Annotated in this window: 16 protein-coding genes and 1 pseudogene; 16 read left to right on the forward strand and 1 reads right to left on the reverse strand. The window is 38.5% G+C overall.

The window, feature by feature from the left end; genetic code table 11:
- The first annotated feature begins 446 nt into the window (after nucleotides 1–446).
- The 11 genes and pseudogenes from COD92_RS04100 to yihA all read left to right on the forward strand — a co-directional run bounded on the left by COD92_RS04100 (nucleotide 447) and on the right by yihA (nucleotide 16094).
- On the forward strand, nucleotides 447–1325 hold the full coding sequence (locus tag COD92_RS04100) for a YitT family protein (protein WP_098529807.1): 879 nt from the start codon (nucleotides 447–449) through the stop codon (nucleotides 1323–1325).
- A gap of 997 nt (nucleotides 1326–2322) precedes the next feature.
- Entirely contained in the window at nucleotides 2323–2988 is a 666-nt protein-coding gene (locus COD92_RS04105) for a hypothetical protein (protein ID WP_098529808.1), read from the forward strand.
- Nucleotides 2989–3471: 483 nt separating this feature from the next.
- A complete protein-coding gene (locus COD92_RS04110) occupies nucleotides 3472–4989 on the forward strand; it encodes a hypothetical protein (protein ID WP_098529809.1) in 1518 nt (505 codons plus the stop codon).
- Nucleotides 4990–5423: 434 nt separating this feature from the next.
- The gene (locus COD92_RS31790; protein WP_218014454.1) at nucleotides 5424–5600 is read left to right on the forward strand and encodes a hypothetical protein; all 177 of its coding nucleotides are present in this window, start codon (nucleotides 5424–5426) and stop codon (nucleotides 5598–5600) included.
- Nucleotides 5601–5704: 104 nt separating this feature from the next.
- Nucleotides 5705–6526 (forward strand): annotated as a pseudogene (locus tag COD92_RS04115) (ATP-dependent DNA ligase).
- A gap of 324 nt (nucleotides 6527–6850) precedes the next feature.
- Entirely contained in the window at nucleotides 6851–7873 is a 1023-nt protein-coding gene (locus COD92_RS04125) for a tetratricopeptide repeat protein (protein ID WP_098529810.1), read from the forward strand.
- A 177-nt stretch (nucleotides 7874–8050) separates the two neighbouring features.
- A complete protein-coding gene (gene tig / locus COD92_RS04130) occupies nucleotides 8051–9328 on the forward strand; it encodes a trigger factor (RefSeq protein ID WP_098530108.1) in 1278 nt (425 codons plus the stop codon).
- A gap of 417 nt (nucleotides 9329–9745) precedes the next feature.
- Entirely contained in the window at nucleotides 9746–11005 is a 1260-nt protein-coding gene (gene clpX, locus COD92_RS04135; RefSeq protein ID WP_098529811.1) for an ATP-dependent protease ATP-binding subunit ClpX, read from the forward strand.
- A gap of 303 nt (nucleotides 11006–11308) precedes the next feature.
- Complete coding sequence (lonB, locus tag COD92_RS04140) at nucleotides 11309–12976, forward strand: ATP-dependent protease LonB (protein WP_098529812.1); 1668 nt, start codon at nucleotides 11309–11311, stop codon at nucleotides 12974–12976.
- Nucleotides 12977–13188: 212 nt separating this feature from the next.
- The gene (gene lon, locus COD92_RS04145) at nucleotides 13189–15516 is read left to right on the forward strand and encodes an endopeptidase La (protein ID WP_098530109.1); all 2328 of its coding nucleotides are present in this window, start codon (nucleotides 13189–13191) and stop codon (nucleotides 15514–15516) included.
- On the forward strand, nucleotides 15513–16094 hold the full coding sequence (gene yihA / locus COD92_RS04150; protein WP_098529813.1) for a ribosome biogenesis GTP-binding protein YihA/YsxC: 582 nt from the start codon (nucleotides 15513–15515) through the stop codon (nucleotides 16092–16094). Before lon ends, yihA begins: the two co-directional genes overlap by 4 nt.
- Before the next feature lie 43 nt (nucleotides 16095–16137).
- Here the strand turns inward: yihA and COD92_RS04155 are convergent, their stop codons facing one another.
- Nucleotides 16138–16626, reverse strand: coding sequence for a LiaI-LiaF-like domain-containing protein (locus COD92_RS04155; RefSeq protein WP_098529814.1), 489 nt, complete (start codon nucleotides 16624–16626; stop codon nucleotides 16138–16140).
- Between the two features lie 280 nt (nucleotides 16627–16906).
- Between COD92_RS04155 and hemA the strand changes: the two genes are divergently transcribed.
- The 5 genes from hemA to hemB all read left to right on the forward strand — a co-directional run bounded on the left by hemA (nucleotide 16907) and on the right by hemB (nucleotide 22002).
- Entirely contained in the window at nucleotides 16907–18250 is a 1344-nt protein-coding gene (gene hemA / locus COD92_RS04160) for a glutamyl-tRNA reductase (RefSeq protein WP_098529815.1), read from the forward strand.
- Nucleotides 18251–18262: 12 nt separating this feature from the next.
- Nucleotides 18263–19096: a cytochrome C assembly family protein gene (locus COD92_RS04165; protein ID WP_098529816.1), complete on the forward strand. Its 834-nt coding sequence runs from the start codon at nucleotides 18263–18265 to the stop codon at nucleotides 19094–19096.
- A 14-nt stretch (nucleotides 19097–19110) separates the two neighbouring features.
- Nucleotides 19111–20049: a hydroxymethylbilane synthase gene (gene hemC, locus COD92_RS04170; protein ID WP_098529817.1), complete on the forward strand. Its 939-nt coding sequence runs from the start codon at nucleotides 19111–19113 to the stop codon at nucleotides 20047–20049.
- A complete protein-coding gene (locus COD92_RS04175; RefSeq protein WP_098529818.1) occupies nucleotides 20042–20818 on the forward strand; it encodes a uroporphyrinogen-III synthase in 777 nt (258 codons plus the stop codon). The genes hemC and COD92_RS04175 overlap by 8 nt, the downstream gene beginning before the upstream one ends.
- Nucleotides 20819–21021: 203 nt before the next feature.
- On the forward strand, nucleotides 21022–22002 hold the full coding sequence (gene hemB, locus COD92_RS04180) for a porphobilinogen synthase (RefSeq protein ID WP_098529819.1): 981 nt from the start codon (nucleotides 21022–21024) through the stop codon (nucleotides 22000–22002).
- Nucleotides 22003–22021 lie beyond the last annotated feature (19 nt).

Below are 22021 nucleotides of genomic sequence, written 5' to 3' on the forward strand. Positions count from 1 at the left end.
TTTATAGAGTCTGTTTTTTTTATTTCTTCTTTTAAAAACAAGGAGCCCCACTCACGAATGAGTAGGGCACATGTAAACAAGTAAATCAAATGGTAAACAAAGTGTATCACATAATAACGAAATGTCCTAATTTGAATGGGAGGCTGAAAAGCTTGCTCGTTTTATTTACTACCTTTATCGAACCAATCAAATGCCATGTGAAAAAGGGAACCTAACAAAATCAGGATACCCCCAGACACAAGCAGAAAATACAATTTTCTTATTCATTTTACTTCTCGGATGAATATTAATACACATTACGATGATAATTTGTCACCAGAGGGATAAAATCATGTCCACTTGTAACAGGTTCTTTTGTTTTTATACATAAAACCAGTTTATGTTAATGTCCCTATAATAATTAGGGAAAAATAAAAGGAAACATTACATACTAGAAGGAGATAAGGATGACAGAACTATCGAGAAACAAACAGAAAAAATTATCAAAAACTAATGTTTTAAAACGTGTTATTGCTATTTTTATCGGGGCTGTTTTGATGGCGACAGGATTAGAGATTTTCCTTGTCCCGAACAATGTTATAGACGGGGGGGTAACTGGTATATCCATTATGCTTTCCCATATTTCTGGATTACCTTTAGGATTATTTATTTTCATTCTCAACTTACCGTTTTTTTATTTAGGTTATAAGCAAATTGGAAAAACATTTGCGATATCATCAGTCTTCGGTATTATTGTTCTTTCTATTTTCACATCGCTCTTTTATCCCATCCCAGCTTTTACAGATGACATTCTTCTAGCTACAATTTTTGGGGGAATAATTTTGGGAGTTGGGGTAGGACTAGTTATTCGTTATGGCGGAGCCTTGGACGGAACTGAAATACTTGCGATATTAATTAATAAAAAAGTACCTTTTTCTGTTGGTGAAATCATAATGTTTTTTAACCTTTTTATTTTAGGTGCAGCAGGATTTGTTTTCACATGGGATAGAGCAATGTACTCCATACTTGCCTATATAATTGCGTTTAAAACAATAGATGTAGTTGTTCTAGGTTTGGAACAATCAAAATCCGCATGGATTTTTAGCAATAAGAATAAAGAAATAGGAGATGCTATACTTGCTAGGTTGGGGCGTGGTGTAACCTACATGAATGGTGAAGGTGCATATTCAGGAGATGACACAAAGGTGATTTTTTGCGTCATAACACGTCTAGAAGAAGCAGAACTTAAGAATATCGTTGACGAAATTGATACGACTGCCTTTTTGGCTATAGCTGATATAGCAGAAGTAAGAGGTGGAAGAAATAAAAAGAAAGACATACATTAATTAGGCTGAGAATACTTTTCGATATATTTATTAGGTATTAGATATTTTGTATTTAAAGATATACATCAGCAACATGTTTGTGAATAAATGTACTTAAACTCCCTCAGTTTAATACATTTTTCTCTCGAATACTAGCTATCGGGGTGCTTTACTTTAATAAACGATGATCGTCTAAATGGCGGTCATTTTTTTTATGGTCCCTAGACAAAACATTCGATTATGTAGACAAACTGTTTGGTAAACGGAAGAGAGACGAATGAGTATGGATCAATAGATTAATGGGGGTACCATATTACAAACGAAGGGGATTTCTTTTAACGTCATGTGCCTGATGATGGACGTCTATGGGTGGAATCCAGAACCTTGACGAATTACAACTACTGATTTTACTCGGTTCAATTAAGGGTATCACTATGTCTAAATCTAGCAAATGTAACGTGCTAAAATCGTTGAGAAAACCAGTCGTATCAAGGGTTGGAGGCGTACGGGTCTTAAGAGCAAGTATATGACGTAAGTGATGTAACCAAAGCTTATCAGCTTTAGTAACATCTATAGATATTCACGGTAAGATTATTTGAGAAGACTGCTCTAAGCAGGATTCAACTGAACGGTAGTGAAGTTTATTGCAACGTTTATTGCTGCAGAACGGGTTGAGTATGTAATATCTCTTTTGGTTGATGAAAGTATATGTGCAGTCTATAATATCTTTCTCTCAATAATGACAGTAATCATTCACAGCTTGCTACCACGTAGTACTAACTCATCCATAGCCATATTTCATCGTATTTTCATACCCCTTTTTGAACCTAAGTTATGACACCTTCTATACCTTGATAAATACAGACTCTACAATTACGAACCAAAACTTAAAAGTTATGAACCAAATTATTTTTCGATAAAATTAATAAGACTTTAAAATATTTATTTTAATGTATAGAGAAAATTATTATCTGAAATGCACAGAAATGGTAGTTCAATAAAAAAAATCGGGGGCAATATGGAAAACCAAAAGCAATGTAAAATATGTAAACAGTTCAAACCTTTCAGCGAGTTCAATGGAAATGCTAGTTGCAAGGATGGACATTCGTATACATGTAGAGAGTGTATACCAGTAACAGTGTTTAGAGAAGGTTCAGGACCATTCGGACATGTTAAATTACTGTATAAAAAGGGTACGGAATATTACTTATTGGGAGAAGTTAATGGATGCAGGATTGATAAAACTTTTCCTTATAAAAATAACGGGGCGTATTATGCTTGTGAAGAATATTATAAGTTAGAATCAGATTCTAAATTTGGAGTAGGTAAATGGAAGCAATGTGGTTTCTGCGAAAAATACAAACCAATTACAGAGTTCGAAGAAGATGATGAACAAAATGACGGGTATTCACGTATTTGCAATCAGTGCGAAGAAGTGGAAACGGAAAATCGAAAAAAATATAATGAAAAAATCGCAAGGGAAGGTCTTTATTGTACTTATTTTACTTATTACAGAGATGCAGAAGGTACGGGATGGCATAATGTAAACGTAAAAGCTGATGGCACCGTATTAAGAAATAGTGCAATAGTTAAGCAATCCAGAAACAAACAGACCCCCATCAGTTCTAGTCAATCGAAAAGAGGTTTTTTAAGGCAAATAATGGACATATTCAAGGAACGCTAAGAATAGGGGCTACCCTATCATGAACAAAGCCCTGATGCCATATCGACTCTTGCCTAGTGTAATGCACACATGTTCGTCAAATCCCGAACCCAGACTAGATACACATAGGGCTAAGACTGAGGAAAACGGATCATAAAAACCGTCACTAAATATCTCTTAGTCTATAATTTCTTTGGTAAAGCTTACAATGTTCGTCTATATATACCTAGAATAATTAATGAACGTTTACAAATTGAAATTAGTAAGTTTATAGACTTTAAAACAAAACGTTTTAAACCGTTCATTATTGTGTACTTTTATAGACGATACCGTTGGTATAGAACCGATAATAATCGATATAGAAAACTAATTAGTTGTAGCCACATTATCATAAGTAAAGGATGGATTGTTTTTCGCTGTTCGCTTGATATTGTCTGTATATTTAAATCAAATTTTTATATAATTTTATAAAAAGTAAAGTAATTGTGATAAGGACTGATATTGATGGTAATTCTTCCTCAAAAAGTCACACTTCAGTGGTCACCAACTAATAAAAAACACTTCCAATCAATTGGATATCGATATACTAAAATGTTTGACTATTTAACAGTTGATGTAGAGGATTTACCTCATCAAACTAGAAGTTATGTTAAAGTAATTTGTGATTACTGCAAAAAAAAATATGATATGCAATATCGGCATTATATTTCTCGTGTTGTGCAAGGTCTTATCAAAAAGTGTGCGTGTAGAAGTTGTATGTACATTAAAACTAAAGAGATTCTTTTAATTAAACAAAATAAAGGTACTTTGGAAGAAAACGAAGTTGGTTACTACTCTTTTAGGGAAAATAGATTAAAAGAGATTGACTTATACATAAAACAATATCGAACTGTGGATGGAATGAGCAAAAATAATGAGGGACAAAAAATCCTCGATAGAATGAATTACTATAGAGACGATATTGTTGAATTTATTCAGGAGTTAGGATACAGCTGGGAATCCATAAGTGAGAAGCCTAAACTTAAACCTATAGCCGAGAGAGAAAGAAAAGACTGGTCTGAATACTATAATAATTTTTCAATTTTAGAACAGGACATTAATCTCTTTATAAAAAAACATGGGCATTTTCCTACCAAATTAGAATTTAAGGAAGAATTAGGGATTGAACAAAAGGTATTAGATAAACATGGTGGTATCAATAATATAAAAAAATTAATGGACTACAATGATAGTAGCCAATTTAGGGACGATAATGGTTGGTACAATTCTTCTTCGTATGAATATATGGTAGCGCAGTTTCTAATACATAATGACATTCACTACAAAAGAGAACAAAAGCCTTTTCCATGTGAAGGTAATTTTAGAAGTGATTTTACCTTTTATCCAGAGGAAGGTAAGGAGATCCATGTTGAAGTTTGGGGTGGATACCTTACTGGAAAAAACGGACGAACATATAAAGAAACAAAAAAACTCAAGATTGATCTTTATAATAAATACAGTGATAAAATGGAACTGATATCAATAGAACCTGAAACATTTAAATGTAACTATGATAAAATTCAAGAAAACCTTAAATTGATTTTTCAGCCAATAGCAGATAAAAGGTTAAAAAGTATCGAAAAAGAAATATTTATTCCTACGGCTATAATGACGGATGAAGAAATTTTGGATGAATTTAAGTCATATATAAAGAATGATGTTATTCCTTTTACACATGATCTAAGATATCAGCTGTATATAGAAATTATAAAACGTAATGGTAATTACCAGACATTTCTTCTTCAAAATGGATATAAGCCATTAGTTATGCGGCAAGGATATACAAAAGAAATGATTTTTGAGGCATTTAAGAAGATACTCAATAAAAGAGGAGATATTAAAATATCTTATTTACAAAAGGAATTTAGTGGCATGGCTGCTTATTTATATAGAAAAAGGGAATATGCATTTGAAGATTTAAAAAAGGAATTCCTTGAGAAAGTAGAAAACAATTTGATTATAATAGATACAAATATTGAATAAGGATTTAAAAATCTAAAATTGATGAAAATAGTACTTCTATGAGCCACATCCCCCTAATTTGTCTTTAACACGCAAGATTATTTTGTATAGAATGGATACCAATATAAAGAGTAATGAGCCACCCTATCATAAGAGGACGGGGGCGTTCAAAAAGCATTATGCCTGGTGATGGACGAACATGTACGTCAATTCTCGAATCCTTGAGGAGGCGAACGTAGTAACGCCACTCCGTCTCATCGAAAGCAGTCAATATACATAGCCAAATTCGTTCTAAAAATTTTACGGTAATCGTAAACTTTGGGGGTCTATGCATAACCGTCCATAGTTGATATAATGTATGCCAACAGTTAATCGTGCGAATGAACTTTTTCGTCTTTAGCAATCGAAAGTAAGAAAACGTTGAATGGACGGCATATCTCGTACATAATTTCGTAATGGAATTTTTAGCACGACTCAAAATCGTGTTCCTTCTGGAATGTCGGTTTGAAACCAATCAAATAGAAGCAGAGCGGATTACGGCAACAGAGACAATGAGAAGAGCGGATATGAAACGAACCACATTCTATAAATTAATGAAGGAATTCGAAGAGCAAAAGAAACAGGCGAACTGATGATGACGGTTCGCTTTTCGTTTTGATTTAAATCAGCTTACTTACCCTTTAGTTTCCATTAAATTTACAGTTAGATTCTGATAGTATTGTGTTGAGGTGTTAATATGTTTATATCGCCAATGCTACTGAAAAAATCGGATCAACCGTTCGATTCCGATGATTACATTACGGAACTGAAATTGGATGGTATCCGTTTAATATATTCTGTTGATGAGGCAGGAAAAGCACGTTTGTATTCATGACACAATAACGAAATCACATCGAAATTCCCCGAACTTCACAATTTAGACATTCCGCCAGGTACCGTGCTTGATGGTGAACTAATCGTTAGTAATAAATATGGTAAACCTGACTTTGAAGCCGTAATGAGTAGGTTTATGAGTTCTAAGGATAAGACACCAGTTACCTTCGTAACCTTTGACGTGATCCAGCACAAAGGTAAACGGATCACAAACCTACCTTTACTTGAACGTAAAGAAGTACTTGCAGAGATAGTCACTGAGGATAATACGTTGATAGCTAAGACGCAGTTCGTTGAGGGTCACGGTGAAGCTTATTTTAACGCTATTAAGGAGCAAGCCCTCGAAGGTATCGTATTAAAACGTAAGGACTCACGTTATGAAGTCGGCAAACGCTCAAATTCATGGCTAAAGGTAATTAACTATCAATATTTAGATGTCTTTGTCGTTGGGTATCGTAAGCAGCCAAAGGATTTCGGTTTCCTATTAGCATTCGAAGATGGACGTTATGCAGGTGTAATGGAACTAGGTGTTTCTGTGTCTGCACGAAGGTACGTTTATGGAATGTCGATAATCCGTGAAGAAAATGATTTTGCGTTTATTGAGCCGATTAAGTGTCGTGTCAAATATCGTAATTTAACAAAGGCGGACTTATTACGTTTTCCGAGTTTTGTTGAGTGGATTTAGCGTCCACTCTTTTTTATTACGTTAATATTGTATTTTAGCGGCTTTTCTTCCTAATATATACCGTGTTATAATGAAACGGTCGAAAGTTCGGCAAATGACCGTATCAGTGCCAGTTCCAAAATGCGTTCATATAGCGGTTTGTAGCTGTTCAGAGCATACGCCTTCTAAGCGTACGGTCGGGAGTTCGAATCTCTCCTGGGACGCCATTTTCTTGTACCATGTCTAAACTACATACCAAACACTCAAACTCACCAACGTGGTGAGTTTTTTTTGTATTCTAAATATGCTACACTATTTTTCAATACACTTAGAAGGACGGATTATATGAAAAAACGGGAACAAGTGAAACGAAAAGATAATATAATCTACTTTCCCGGACTCGACAAACGATTAACAGACAAAGGTCTGGAAAGCCTAGAAAAGAAAAAATTTCATGAAGCGATTCCCCTATTAGAAGAGGCAAGGGAGCTCGATCCAGATAATGAAAACATCTTAATCGGGCTTGTCCTTGCCTATTTTGAAGCAGGTGCATTTAAAAAAGCAAAGGTACTCGCAAATGAGATGCTGTTAAAAGGAATCGGCGACTATTTTCAGATGGTCGACTTGTATCTGACGGTCCTTATCCAGCTGCACGAATATCGGGAAATTGTGGCAACCATTGAAGCGCTCTTAGATGAAAAGGAAATCCCACCTGAGAAACATGACCATTTTTTAACAATCTTGCAATTTAGCCGCCGGATGGCAGAAGGTCGTGAACAGCAAGATAATGAACAGGAAGAAGACTCTGAGGTTTCGGCCTTAAATCTACTTGAAATCGATGATATTAACGAACAAATGATCATAGTAGCGAATCTGGCCGACAAAAACATCCGTCCCTATCTAGATGAAATCACAAACTATTTAAAATTCGAGGCGGGACATCCATTTATAAAAACGCTTGTTTTAAATCTATTAAAGGAACAAGAAATAAATCGAGAACTAATAGTAAAGAAATTTGCGATCGAAAAAAAGGTCATTCCAATAAAGCTCCCTGAAGTCAGAGAGCAGCCCAAAATGCTAGCAGTAAAGGCATTACTAGCAGAGCATTTAGAAAGTAACAATCCTGGTCTATATGAAAATGCTCTAAGTATCGTAGAGAGAACATTTTTAATTAGTTATCCATTTGAACTCGAGCCGAATTCCGCAGAAGCCTGGGCCGCAGCTTATGATATGCTCGTGCAAGAATATTTAGGAATGGACGCGGAAATTAGCAAAATAGCACGAAATTACGGAGCTGAACCGGTTGAAATTGAAAATGCTAGAGTGCAAATAGAGACAATTGAGAAAAATTCTTATCCTAATATTTAGGTCTTGCTGTTGAAAGAAGGCGAACCTATGTTATAATGTAGGGGTTGCATTGTGTAAAAAACTATATTTTACATTTAAAAAATAGGGAAATGACTTGATAGACAAGACATTTTTCGACTCGACTCAAATTCGTTATCGAATGAAAAGAGAATAGATTTGTTGGAGGGAAAAAAAGGTATGACAACAAAATGGGAAAAATTAGAAGGAAACCGCGGTGTCCTTACTGTAGAAGTAAGCGCTGAAGAGGTAAACAAAGGCCTAGACGCGGCATTCCAAAAAGTGGTTAAGCAAGTAAACGTTCCAGGCTTCCGTAAAGGAAAAATGCCTCGTGGCATGTTCGAAAAACGTTTCGGTGTAGAAGCTCTTTATCAAGATGCATTAGATATCCTTCTTCCAGAAGCATACGGCAATGCGATTGACGAAACAGGAATCGAGCCAATCGACCGTCCTGATATCGACATTGAGCAAATGGAAAAAGGTAAAGAACTTATTTTCAAAGCAACTGTACAAGTGAAGCCAGAAGTTAAATTAGGTGAGTACAAAGGCTTAGAAGTAGAAGAAATCGATACTACTGTAACTGATGAAGATGTTGCGAACGAATTAAAAACAATGCAAGAGCGTCAAGCTGAGCTTGTTGTTAAAGAAGACAGTGCAGCTGTAAATGGTGATACCGTTGTTCTTGACTTTGAAGGATTCGTTGATGGCGAAGCATTCGAAGGCGGAAAAGCTGAAAACCATTCATTAGAACTTGGTTCAGGTTCTTTCATCCCAGGATTTGAAGAACAATTAGTAGGCGTAAAAGCTGGCGAATCTAAAGATGTGGAAGTAACATTCCCTGAAGAATACCATGCTGCTGAGCTTGCTGGTAAACCTGCAGTATTCAAAGTGACTGTTCACGAAATCAAAGGAAAAGAACTTCCTGAATTAGATGACGAGTTTGCTAAAGATGTAGACGATGAAGTTGAAACTTTAGATGCATTAAAAGAAAAAATCAAAACTCGTTTAGAAGACAGCAAGAAGCATGAAGCAGAACATAACCTACGTGATACTTTAGTGGAAAAAGCTGCTGAAAATGCTGAAGTTGAAATTCCTGAAGTAATGGTTACGACTGAAGTAAACCGCATGCTTCAAGAGTTCGAACAACGCCTGCAAATGCAAGGTATGAACCTTGACCTTTACTTCCAATTCTCAGGTCAAGACGAAAATGCCTTACGTGAACAAATGAAGGAAGATGCTGGAAAGCGTGTGAAAATGAACTTAACGCTTGAAGCAATCGCTAAAGCTGAAAACCTTGAAGTAACAGAAGAAGATGTGAACGCAGAACTTGAAAGAATGGCTGGCATGTACAATATGCCTGTTGATACTATTAAACAAGCTCTTGGCGGCCTTGATGGTATTAAAGCAGATCTTCAACTTCAAAAAGCAGTTAACTTCTTAGTTGAAAATAAAAAATAATTAAAAGTTGGACAAGGCGCGATATTTATCGTGCCTTGTTTTATACATTTTTTCAATTACATATTATAATAAAGACAGGGAAACCTTTTTAATGTTTCCGCTACTAATAATTTTAACTTTTTTACAATGGGCAGGAAAAAACGCAATCCATAGCGAATAAATATTTCCATAGCATTTTAAGATTTATTTTTTAAATTTATGGTTATGATTAATGAGTACATATTTTTTTTAAAACGAATTCCACAAACAAAAACGAGAAAAAGAAAACATAATCGTTAAAGCGTTTTATTTCCAGTCCAATAGTCAAATGTGTTACAATGCAAAATACATACCATTAAAAGAGAGAAAAAACTCGGACTTGTTTGTGTAATTCACGAGCTTCAATAGGGTTTTAACACGTGTTAAGGGGTGAAAGAATTGTTTAAATTTAATGATGAAAAAGGACAGTTAAAGTGTTCCTTCTGTGGCAAAACACAGGATCAAGTTCGTAAATTAGTTGCCGGGCCGGGAGTATATATATGTGATGAATGCATCGAGCTTTGCACGGAAATTGTTGAAGAAGAACTTGGAACAGAAGAAGAAGTAGAATTCAAAGACGTACCAAAACCAAAAGAAATCTGTGAGATTTTGAATGAGTACGTTATTGGTCAGGATCAGGCCAAGAAATCGTTGTCTGTGGCGGTTTACAATCACTACAAGCGTATCAATTCTAATAGCAAAATTGATGATGTTGAGCTTTCAAAAAGTAATATCTGTATGATTGGGCCGACTGGTTCGGGTAAGACGTTATTGGCGCAAACATTAGCACGTATCTTAAATGTACCATTTGCGATTGCCGATGCTACTTCACTTACTGAGGCTGGTTACGTTGGTGAAGACGTTGAAAATATTCTTTTAAAATTAATCCAAGCAGCAGATTACGATGTAGAGAAGGCCGAAAAAGGCATTATTTACATCGATGAAATCGATAAAATTGCCCGTAAATCGGAGAATCCATCGATTACTAGAGATGTTTCCGGTGAAGGCGTTCAGCAAGCTCTATTAAAAATTCTTGAAGGTACCGTTGCAAGCGTTCCTCCTCAAGGTGGAAGAAAGCATCCGCATCAAGAATTTATCCAAATCGATACGACGAACATCTTATTTATTTGCGGTGGAGCATTTGACGGAATTGAACCAATTATTAAACGCCGTTTAGGCCAAAAGGTTATTGGCTTCGGTTCAGATGTCAAGCAAGTAGATATTGGCTCAAAAGAACTTCTCTCCAAAGTATTACCTGAAGACTTGCTTCGTTTTGGATTAATTCCAGAATTTATTGGCCGTCTTCCTGTTATTGCAAGCCTTGAGCAGTTAGACGAGGCTGCATTAATTGAAATCTTAACAAAACCAAAAAATGCACTTGTGAAGCAATATCAAAAAATGCTTGAAATCGATGATGTGGAGCTTGAATTTGAAGAAGATGCTCTAACTGAAATCGCGAAAAAAGCAATTGAGCGGAAGACGGGTGCCCGTGGTTTACGTTCGATTATTGAAGGGATTATGTTGGATGTCATGTTCGACCTTCCTTCACGCGAGGATATCACGAAGTGTATTATTACAAAAGAAACCGTTGTTGATAACAGTGTTCCGAAGCTAGTATTAGAGGATGGAACTGTTGTGGTAGAAGAAAAATCTGCATAAGTGATTAAGGCCTGGCTTTTAAAGCTAGGTCTTTTTTTGTGGATTTATCCCATTAAATGGAAAATTAGCCAATTGTGTCTTAAAATGAGCCAAAGATCATTAATTATGAGCCAATTCCCTAGAAAAATAGGCCAATCCCCATGAAAAATCAGCCAATAGCCTCAAAAAATCGGCCAAAGGCATCAAAAATAAAGATAGATCCCTTCCCCAGAAACGATTTGTTTTTACATTGTTGGTTTATTCCGCCAGTCTAAAGGAAATACTTCTTACTATAGATGAGTACTAGTTGTAGGAGGGAAAAATATGAGTTGGACGGGGATTGCCTTATTTATACAGCTGTTTTTCGGTATTATTATAGGGCTGTATTTTTGGAATTTACTGAGGAGCCAGCGTACCCAAAAAGTCTCCATTGATCGGGAATCCCGTAAAGAGATGGAACAGCTTCGCAAAATGAGATCGATATCCTTAACAGAACCGTTATCTGAAAAAGTTCGTCCTACCAGCTTTAATGATATTGTAGGCCAGGAAGATGGAATAAAATCATTAAAAGCAGCATTATGCGGGCCAAACCCGCAGCATGTGATTATTTATGGACCTCCCGGGGTCGGAAAAACAGCAGCTGCCCGCCTTGTCCTCGAGGAAGCCAAAAGGAATAAAAAATCACCATTTAAACAACAATCCGTTTTTATTGAGTTAGATGCGACAACCGCTCGATTTGATGAAAGAGGAATTGCGGATCCGCTAATCGGTTCGGTTCACGACCCGATTTATCAAGGTGCCGGGGCAATGGGACAAGCAGGGATTCCCCAGCCAAAGCAGGGGGCTGTCACAAATGCCCATGGTGGAGTGCTGTTTATTGACGAAATTGGTGAATTACATCCGATTCAAATGAACAAACTGTTAAAAGTTTTAGAGGATCGTAAAGTTTTTCTTGAAAGTGCTTATTATCATGAAGAAAATACGCAGATTCCAACCCACATCCATGATATTTTTAAAAATGGCCTTCCAGCCGACTTTCGTTTAATCGGGGCCACTACGAGAACGCCAAGTGAAATTCCACCAGCGATTCGCTCGCGTTGTATGGAAGTATTCTTCCGTGATTTAAATCAGGAAGAAATTGTCACCGTTGCAAAAAAAGCAGCTGATAAAGTGAATATGGAAATAAGTGAGAAGGGTGTAGACACCTTATCTACATATGCAAGAAACGGCCGGGAAACGGTCAATATGATCCAAATTGCAGCAGGACTTGCGATAACAGAAGATCGAAGCTTTATTAAGGACGAAGATATCGAGTGGGTCATTCATTCTAGTCAAATGACGCCAAGGATGGAAAGAAAAATAAATGATATGTCCCATATTGGACTGGTTAATGGCTTAGCGGTTTATGGACCCAATTCCGGTGCACTGCTAGAAATTGAAGTAACCGTCATTCCGGCAAAGGAAAAGGGTTCAATTAATATTACTGGAATTGTTGAAGAGGAAAGTATCGGTGGGCAGGGTAAATCGATTCGCCGTAAGAGTATGGCGCGCGGCTCCATCGAAAACGTTATTACCGTCTTACGTTCAATGGGTGTACCGGCAAATGATTATGATATTCATGTGAATTTTCCAGGCGGGGTACCAATCGATGGTCCTTCGGCGGGAATTGCGATGGCTACGGGAATTTATTCCGCTATTTACAAAATTCCGATTGACAATACGGTGGCCATGACAGGAGAAATTAGTATTCATGGTAATGTAAAGCCAATCGGCGGTGTGTATCCTAAAGTAAAGGCAGCCTTAAAAGCCGGGGCTAAAACCGTTATTATACCAGAAGAAAATATGCAAATGATTCTAAATGAAATTCAAGGAATCAACATTGTCCCAGTTACCCACCTTCAACAGGTGTTTGATCTTGCCTTGGTTAACTCATATCCAATAAATGAGGCCATACCAGCATCGATCGAATTATCGAAAAAAGAATCCATTTAGAATAAAAGCTTCGGTTTGGAAGTAAAATCAAACCGAAGTTTTTTTATGAGAAAGAAAACCGTTGTGTTTGGGGAAAATAATTATAGTGAAAAACAAACAAGGTACACTCTCTAAAAATAGACACGAAAAACCAAATGAGATAGAATTGTACAACAAAGACTATTCTGCTAGCAGTAGAAAAATAAGGAATTTGCATGTGGAGGTGCAGTATGATGGCGGAACAGAATGAATTGATCGTCCCCCTCCTGCCGCTTCGAGGATTGCTCGTCTATCCGACAATGGTCCTTCATTTGGATGTAGGCCGTGAGAGATCTGTGCAGGCACTCGAAAAAGCAATGGTAGATGACCATCTGATTTTTTTAACAACTCAAAAGGATGTCTCAATAGATGAACCTGCGGAAGAGGATTTATACAAATTGGGAACCTTGACAAAGGTTAAACAAATGTTAAAGCTTCCTAATGGTACGATTCGCGTATTAGTGGAAGGCTTAAATAGAGCAGAGGTTGTTTCTTTTTATGATGAAGATGACTATTACTCCGTTAGTATCGTTACCTATGAGGACCCAGATACAAAGGATGTAGAAGATCAAGCCCTGATGAGAACGATGCTTGATTATTTCGAGCAATACATAAAATTATCAAAAAAGATTTCTGCTGAAACATTTGCGACCGTTGCTGATATTGAGGAACCAGGGCGAATGGCTGATCTGATTGCATCACATTTGCCAATCAAGTTAAAAGAAAAACAAGAAATTCTCGAGATGATCGATATCAAACAGCGGGTGAACCGCGTGATTGATACCATTCATAATGAGAAAGAAGTCCTTAATCTTGAGAAAAAAATTGGCCAGCGTGTAAAACGTTCAATGGAAAGGACGCAAAAAGAATACTATCTTCGTGAACAAATGAAGGCTATCCAAAAGGAATTAGGCGATAAAGAAGGAAAAACCGGCGAAATTGCCGACCTCACCAAGAAAATTGAAGAAGCAGGAATGCCAGAGCATGCCAAAAAAGCAGCCTTGAAAGAACTAGACCGTTATGAGAAGGTACCGGCCAGTTCTGCTGAAAGTGCAGTTATTCGTAACTATATTGACTGGCTGATTGCCCTGCCATGGTCCAAAACGACGGATGATGATATCGATATCCTTCGTGCTGAAAAGATTTTAAATGAAGACCATTATGGACTAGAAAAGGTAAAAGAGCGTGTGCTTGAATATTTAGCGGTGCAAAAATTGACCAATTCTATTAAAGGTCCTATCCTTTGTCTTGCCGGACCTCCTGGGGTTGGTAAAACCAGTTTGGCCCGCTCGATTGCCACCTCTCTTAATAGGCATTTTGTCCGTGTTTCGCTTGGCGGTGTTCGTGATGAATCCGAAATCCGCGGTCATCGCAGAACCTATGTTGGGGCGATGCCAGGTCGGATTATCCAAGGAATGAAAAAAGCAGGCACGACCAATCCGGTCTTTTTACTCGATGAAATTGATAAAATGTCGAGCGATTTTAGGGGTGATCCATCAAGTGCGATGCTTGAGGTATTAGATCCTGAACAAAATCATAATTTTAGCGATCACTATATAGAAGAAACCTATGATTTATCAAAGGTTATGTTTATTGCTACAGCTAATAATCTTTCCACTGTACCTGGCCCGCTGTTAGACCGGATGGAGATCATTACAATTGAAGGTTATACGGAAATTGAAAAAGTTCACATCTGCCGTGATCATTTGCTGCCAAAGCAAATTAAAGAAAATGGCCTTTCCAAAGGGATTCTCCAAATGCGAGATGATGCAATCCTGAAAGTCGTTCGCTACTTTACTCGTGAAGCTGGTGTTCGTAGCCTCGAACGTCAAATGGCAACGATTTGCAGAAAAACAGCAAAGATCATCGTGGCTGGCGAGAAAAAGCGGGTTATCATTACGGAGAAGAACGTGGAAGAGTTCTTAGGCAAACCAAGATTCCACTACGGCATGGCAGAAGCTGAAGATCAAGTGGGAGTAGCAACAGGCTTGGCGTATACGACAGTTGGCGGTGATACCCTGCAAATTGAGGTTTCTTTATCACCAGGTAAAGGAAAACTGGTATTAACGGGTAAGCTTGGTGATGTCATGAAAGAATCGGCTCAAGCGGCTTTTAGTTATATTCGTTCCAAAGCAAATGAGCTTGGAATCGCGGAAGACTTCCATGAAAAATACGATATTCATATCCATGTCCCAGAGGGAGCGGTTCCTAAAGATGGACCATCTGCCGGGATTACCATGGCAACAGCCCTTGTGTCGGCATTAACTGGTAAACCGATCCGCCGTGAAGTAGGGATGACGGGTGAAATTACCTTAAGAGGCCGAGTCCTTCCGATCGGCGGCTTGAAGGAAAAATCGCTTAGCGCCCATCGTGCCGGACTAAAGACAGTTATCATTCCTAAAGATAATGTCAAAGATATTGATGATATTCCTGAAAGTGTTCGGGCCGATTTGGAATTTTTCCCTGTTTCCCATGTGGATGAAGTATTGAAGCGTGCCCTTTTAGAAGGTGGCGCTCGATGAAGGTTGTTAGTTCTGATATAGTAATTAGTGCTGTTAAACCGGAACAATATCCGGAAACTGAGCTGCCGGAGTTTGCGCTTGCAGGCCGCTCTAATGTGGGAAAGTCCTCATTTATTAATAAGATGCTGAATCGAAAAGGTTTGGCACGGATTTCTTCTAAACCGGGTAAAACGCAGACATTGAACTTTTACCTGATTAATGAAATTTTGCATTTTGTCGATGTACCGGGTTATGGGTATGCGAAGGTTTCAAAGACCGAGCGGGCCGCGTGGGGAAAGATGATTGAAACCTACTTTACGACACGGGAACAGCTTCGGGCGGTTGTTTTAATCGTTGACTTGCGCCATCCGCCAACCACTGATGATGTGATGATGTATGATTTTCTTAAACATTACGAGATCCCCTGCATCATTATCGCGACGAAGGCGGATAAAATCCCTAAAGGGAAATGGCAGAAACATTTAAAAGTAACACGCGAGACATTAGAACTAGATCAAAACGACCATATCCTTGTTTTTTCCTCGGAAACAGGCGAGGGCAAGGATCAAGCCTGGTCGATTTTGCAAAGTTATATGTAAGAAAGAAAATAACCGCCTAGGCAGTTCTATCTGCATAAAGCGGTTATTTTTTCTTTTTTAGTAAAAAATAAATACCAACAACAATTAAAAGGGCAGGCCAAAATTTCCAGACTAAATTCATCCCGTTTTGCAGCAGGCCAAAATAGCCGGCAATTTTATCATAAAACAGTAAAAGAACCGCTATAATGAGAAAAAGGAGGGCTTGAAACAGGCCTGTGTTTGTTTTTTGAAATCGAAGAAAGAAGCCTACAGATATAATTAAAATTAACATGCCAATCGTGTTCGTCGGCCAAAAGGCTAGATGTCCTGAAAGGTGAAAATGCAGGCCAAATCCAGTCATAATAACTCCAGGGAGAATCGCATCATATTCGTGTGCAGAGTACCCCTGACCTAAAAAAGCGGCACCGACAATAATAAGCAGTGTCGGCCATGTATAAAATTGTTGAAAAAGAGTAAAGCCTGTCTGCTGTAGTAGAAAATACGCCCCAAATCCGATTAGGATAATCCCAGGGAAAATTCGTTGGTTTTTCATTAAAAACACCACCACTTCCAGTAAGGTTCACTTGAATCTATTCTATTTTTTTGGTACTGTACATAGGGAAGTATATTAGAAATCCTATTTATTTTCATACTTAAGAATATGTAAAGGAATCTATGCTAAAGTCTTATTATAAGGCTCGTAATCAAGCGAGTTTATTTTATATTAGCATATTGTGTCATTTTATGTTCACATTTTCGAGCAAAATTCGAAATTGCTCGTGATATAATTATACTAGATAATACTGTAAACTCTTTGGGGGTGTAATAAACAAATGCATATAGTCGTCGTCGGTCTTAACTATAAAACTGCCCCTGTTGAAATCCGTGAGCGGTTGACCTTTAATGAAACCGATCTTGTGGATGCGATAAAACAATTAAATTCAAAAAAGAGCATCCTAGAAAATATCATCTTGTCTACATGTAATCGTACAGAAATTTATGCGGTCGTGGATCAGCTTCATACAGGCCGTTATTATATAAAAGAATTTCTGTCTGAATGGTTCGGAATCGAGCAAGCGGAATTTTCACCGTTCCTCTTTGTTTATGAGGATGAGGGTGCAGTAGACCACTTATTCAATGTAACATGTGGACTAAATTCCATGGTTCTCGGAGAAACTCAAATTCTCGGACAGGTACGAACAAGCTTTTTGTTAGCACAACAGGAGGAAACCATAGGCTCCGTGTTTAAACACCTCTTTAAACAAGCCGTTACGCTTGCAAAACGAGCACATTCTGAAACAGATATTGGCGCCAATGCTGTTTCTGTCAGCTATGCAGCGGTTGAACTAGCGAAGAAGATTTTTGGTTCGCTTGAGAATAAGCATGTCTTAATCTTTGGCGCTGGAAAAATGGGTGAACTGGCTGCTCAGAACTTACACGGCAACGGTGTGAAACAGGTAACCGTGATTAATCGTACGTATGAAAAAGCACAAGCACTTGCAAGCCGTTTTGACGGTGAGGCAAAAAATATTACTGAATTAGAGAAATCACTGGTAAAGGCTGATATCCTAATCAGTTCAACAGGTGCTAAGGATTTGGTTATTTCAAAAGAGTTAATCGCAAAAGTCGAGAAAAAGCGGAAAGGGAAACCGCTGTTTATGGTCGATATTGCGGTACCTCGTGATTTAGACCCAAGAATAGCTGAACTTGATAATGTTTTTTTATACGATATTGACGATTTAGAAGGCATTGTTGAAGCAAACTTGCAGGAGCGTCAAAAAGCCGCAGCGAAAATCAGGCTCATGATCGAAAAGGAAATTGTCGATTTTAAACAGTGGCTAGGCACGCTTGGAGTGGTCCCTGTTATCTCTGCACTTCGTGAAAAAGCACTGGCGATTCAAGCAGAAACGATGGTTAGTCTTGAACGGAAACTGCCAAACCTAAGCGAACATGATATTAAAGTCCTAAATAAACATACAAAGAGCATCATTAATCAGCTCTTAAAGGATCCTATTTTACAAGCAAAAGAATTGGCGGCAAGACCAGATGCAGATCAGACAATGGAATTGTTTATGAAGATCTTTAATATTGAAGGGCTTGTTCAGGAACAACATTCGAGAGCAGCTAAAACGAATAAAATGCCGGTTGGAGAAGTTCAGGCTTCTTTTCAGTCATAAGGGGTTGTTGCTATGTTTAACACTCTTTTGACAAGGCTTCACGAATTTACAGTTGTTCTATATGCCTTCAGTGTGTTGTTATATTTTTTCGACTTCATTCACCATAACCGGAAGGCAAACCGTATTGCTTTCTGGTTACTTGCATTTGTATGGATATTGCAAACCGTCTTTCTCTCTTTATATATGATAACTACAGGCAGGTTCCCTGTACTAACCATTTTTGAGGGACTCTATTTTTATGCCTGGGTTTTAGTAACATTGTCGATTATTATCAATCACTTATTACGGGTCGATTTTATCGTTTTTTTTACTAATATACTTGGATTTACCGTCATGGCCATCCATACTTTTGTGCCGATGCAATACCATTCACATACTCTTGCAACTAAGCTTGTATCTGAACTGCTGTTAATTCACATTACGATGGCGATTCTTTCTTACGGAGCCTTTTCTCTATCATTTGTATTTTCATCTTTATATTTACTTCAATACGATTTATTGAAACGGAAAAAATGGGGAACACGCCTAATCCGGCTTGCTGACTTGGAGAAACTTGAAAAATTATCATACATATTCGCTGTTATTGGCGTTCCGATGCTGCTTCTCAGTCTAATTTTAGGTCTCCAGTGGGCATTTCTTAAGGTTCCGGGAATGCCGTGGTACGATATGAAAATTATTGGTTCATTCCTGTTACTTTCAGCCTATAGTATTTATTTATACCTGCGGATTGTAAAAAATCTCTCTGGCAGACAATTAGCCATTTGGAATACAGCGTCCTTTTTAATTGTCCTAATAAACTTTTTCTTATTTGGTCGATTATCATCATTTCATTTATGGTATGCATAACTTAGGAGGCAATCATGAGAAAAATTATTGTTGGTTCTAGACGAAGCAAATTGGCGTTAACACAAACGAATTGGGTAATTGACCAGCTTAAAAAGCTAAATCCCAATTTTGAATTTGAGGTCAAAGAAATTGTGACCAAAGGTGATAAGATTCAAGATGTAACCCTTTCAAAGGTTGGCGGAAAAGGATTATTTGTTAAAGAAATCGAACAGGCTATGCTTGATAAAGAGATTGATATGGCTGTCCATAGTATGAAAGATATGCCGGCAGTCCTTCCTGAAGGATTAACGATCGGCTGCATTCCATTCCGTGAAGATCACCGTGACGCATTGATTTCGAAGGGCCATGTGAAATTGAATGACTTAAAGCCAGGTGCCATCATCGGTACAAGCAGTCTTCGCCGCAGCTCCCAGCTTTTAGCTCAGCGTCCTGATTTAGAGATTAAATGGATTCGCGGAAATGTGGATACGAGATTAGAAAAATTAGAATCAGGTGAATACGATGCCATTATTCTAGCTGCTGCAGGTCTATCCCGTCTTGGCTGGGCGAAGGAAGTCGTAACGGAATTTATTGATGCTGATATTTGTGTTCCTGCAGTGGGTCAAGGGGCATTATCCATTGAATGCCGTGAGGACGATAAGGAGCTGCTAGAGCTGTTTGAAAAATTCACTTGTAAAAAAACAGAAAAAGCCGTTCGTGCTGAACGGGCGTTCCTTCACAAAATGGAGGGCGGCTGCCAGGTGCCGATTGCCGGCTTTGCACAAGTAAACGAAAATGATGAAGTAATCTTAAATGTTTTAGTCGGCTCACCAGAAGGTCAAGAGATTTTCAGAGAAGAACTTCGCGGACAAAATCCGGAAGAGCTCGGAATGCAGGCTGCTGATTTATTAATTAAAAAAGGAGCCAAGGACCTGATTGATCGAGTTAAGCGGGAGCTTGAAGGTCGTGAGTAAAACTTGCGCTTTGCTTGATAAAAAGGTTCTTGTTCCTAGAGGACGAGGTCAAGCAAAATCATTCTCAAAGCTAGTCGAGAGGTATGGAGGGATTCCTGTTGAAATCCCTCTAATTGCCTTTCGACCGATTGAAAAAAATCAACGTCTTCAAGTATGTTTGGAGGCCATTGGTACATATGACTGGATTATCTTTACGAGCAATGTCACGGTCGAAACTTTTTTTTCTTTTTGCGATAGTGATGCAGCTGGATTGCCTAAAATTGCGGTAATCGGGAAGAAAACGGCCGAGGTCTTGCTGGAAAGGGGGATTCACCCGGCATTTGTCCCTTCGGCCTATGTTGCCGAGGAGTTTGTCGAGGAGTTTTTACCTCTAGTTGATGCCCCAGCCAAGATTTTGCTCCCAAAAGGCAACTTGGCTCGGAAGTATATTGCCAATTCGTTAACGGCGGCAGGGGCACAAGTCGATGAAGTGGTTATTTATGAGACGTATTTGCCTGAGGAAAGCCGTTTGAAGCTGGCCCAGATGCTTTCAGAAAATGAACTGGATATCCTCACCTTTACTAGTCCTTCGACGGTTGATCACCTCATGGAGGTCGTGAAGGAGTACGGTTTGGAGGAGCAGTTGAAAAAATGTATAATCGGCTGTATTGGACCCGTTACGGAAAAACAGCTGCTTGAGTATGGTTTAACGGTGCATGCGTCACCGGAGCGGTATACCGTGAAGGATATGATGGAGAGCACGATTGGTTATCTTGAGAATGAAGGTTGATGATGGGTATCCGCCAGTAAAAAGTAGACGTGCGCCAGTAAAATTGAGCTATGCGTCAGATATCGTGGTTTATCCGCCAGGAATTGTTTGCTATCCGCCAGTAAATAGACGCCATTCGCCAGATAACTGAGCGTATCCGCCACTAAACGAAAGTTATCCGCCAGTAACAAACTTAAATTAAAATATTTGGAGGTAAAAATAGAATGGAACTTCAATTTCAACGTCACCGCCGACTACGGACAAGTGCTAATATGCGTGCGCTTGTAAGAGAAAATCACATTAGACCAGAAGACTTCATTTATCCGTTATTTATATATGAAGGCGAAAATATCCGTAAAGAAGTCTCATCTATGCCGGGAGTATTCCAAGTATCAATGGACAATCTTCAAGCAGAAATGGAAGACATCGTTGCACACGGTATCAAGTCTGTATTACTATTCGGAATCCCAACCACAAAAGATGCCTGCGGAACGCAAGCCTTTCATGACCATGGGATCGTTCAAATCGCAACCCGTTACATAAAAGAACATTTTCCAGAAATCATCATCGTTGCAGATACCTGTCTCTGTGAATATACCGACCATGGACATTGCGGAATGGTTGAAGGAGACAAAATCCTTAACGACCAATCCCTTGATTTACTCGTAAAAACAGCTGTCGCCCAAGCAAAAGCAGGTGCTGACATTATTGCCCCTTCAAACATGATGGACGGGTTTGTTGCTGCAATTCGCGCGGGATTAGATGAGGCAGGATTTACTGAGATTCCAATCATGTCTTATGCCGTTAAATATGCGTCCGCATTCTACGGACCGTTCCGTGAAGCTGCCGAGGGTGCACCACAGTTCGGTGACCGGAAAACTTACCAAATGGACCCAGCAAACCGCCTTGAAGCTTTCAGAGAAGCAGAATCCGATGTGGCAGAAGGCGCAGACTTCTTAATCGTGAAGCCTGGTATGCCATACCTAGACATCGTCCGGGATGTAAAAAACAACTTTAATCTGCCTGTTGTTATCTATAACGTAAGCGGTGAGTATGCCATGATTAAAGCTGCCGCGCAAAATGGCTGGATTGACGAGAAAAATACAGTAATGGAAATGCTGGTTGGCATGAAGCGTGCTGGCGCTGACCTAATCATCACATATCATGCAAAAGATGCATGCCGCTGGTTAAAAGAAGCGGAATAAACAACACTTGAAATGAGGG

This window comes from Bacillus sp. AFS037270, from assembly GCF_002585305.1.

Excerpts from the sequence above, each read along its gene's own strand:
- hemC (WP_098529817.1), top strand. The coding sequence starts at position 19,111 with ATGAGAAAAATTATTGTTGGTTCTAGACGAAGCAAATTGGCGTTAACA.
- COD92_RS04165 (WP_098529816.1), top strand. The coding sequence starts at position 18,263 with ATGTTTAACACTCTTTTGACAAGGCTTCACGAATTTACAGTTGTTCTA.
- COD92_RS04105 (WP_098529808.1), top strand. The coding sequence starts at position 2,323 with ATGGAAAACCAAAAGCAATGTAAAATATGTAAACAGTTCAAACCTTTC.
- tig (WP_098530108.1), top strand. The coding sequence starts at position 8,051 with ATGACAACAAAATGGGAAAAATTAGAAGGAAACCGCGGTGTCCTTACT.
- hemA (WP_098529815.1), top strand. The coding sequence starts at position 16,907 with ATGCATATAGTCGTCGTCGGTCTTAACTATAAAACTGCCCCTGTTGAA.
- COD92_RS04125 (WP_098529810.1), top strand. The coding sequence starts at position 6,851 with ATGAAAAAACGGGAACAAGTGAAACGAAAAGATAATATAATCTACTTT.
- lonB (WP_098529812.1), top strand. The coding sequence starts at position 11,309 with ATGAGTTGGACGGGGATTGCCTTATTTATACAGCTGTTTTTCGGTATT.
- hemB (WP_098529819.1), top strand. The coding sequence starts at position 21,022 with ATGGAACTTCAATTTCAACGTCACCGCCGACTACGGACAAGTGCTAAT.
- yihA (WP_098529813.1), top strand. The coding sequence starts at position 15,513 with ATGAAGGTTGTTAGTTCTGATATAGTAATTAGTGCTGTTAAACCGGAA.
- lon (WP_098530109.1), top strand. The coding sequence starts at position 13,189 with ATGGCGGAACAGAATGAATTGATCGTCCCCCTCCTGCCGCTTCGAGGA.
- COD92_RS31790 (WP_218014454.1), top strand. The coding sequence starts at position 5,424 with ATGGAATTTTTAGCACGACTCAAAATCGTGTTCCTTCTGGAATGTCGG.
- COD92_RS04100 (WP_098529807.1), top strand. The coding sequence starts at position 447 with ATGACAGAACTATCGAGAAACAAACAGAAAAAATTATCAAAAACTAAT.
- COD92_RS04110 (WP_098529809.1), top strand. The coding sequence starts at position 3,472 with ATGGTAATTCTTCCTCAAAAAGTCACACTTCAGTGGTCACCAACTAAT.
- COD92_RS04155 (WP_098529814.1), bottom strand. The coding sequence starts at position 16,626 with ATGAAAAACCAACGAATTTTCCCTGGGATTATCCTAATCGGATTTGGG.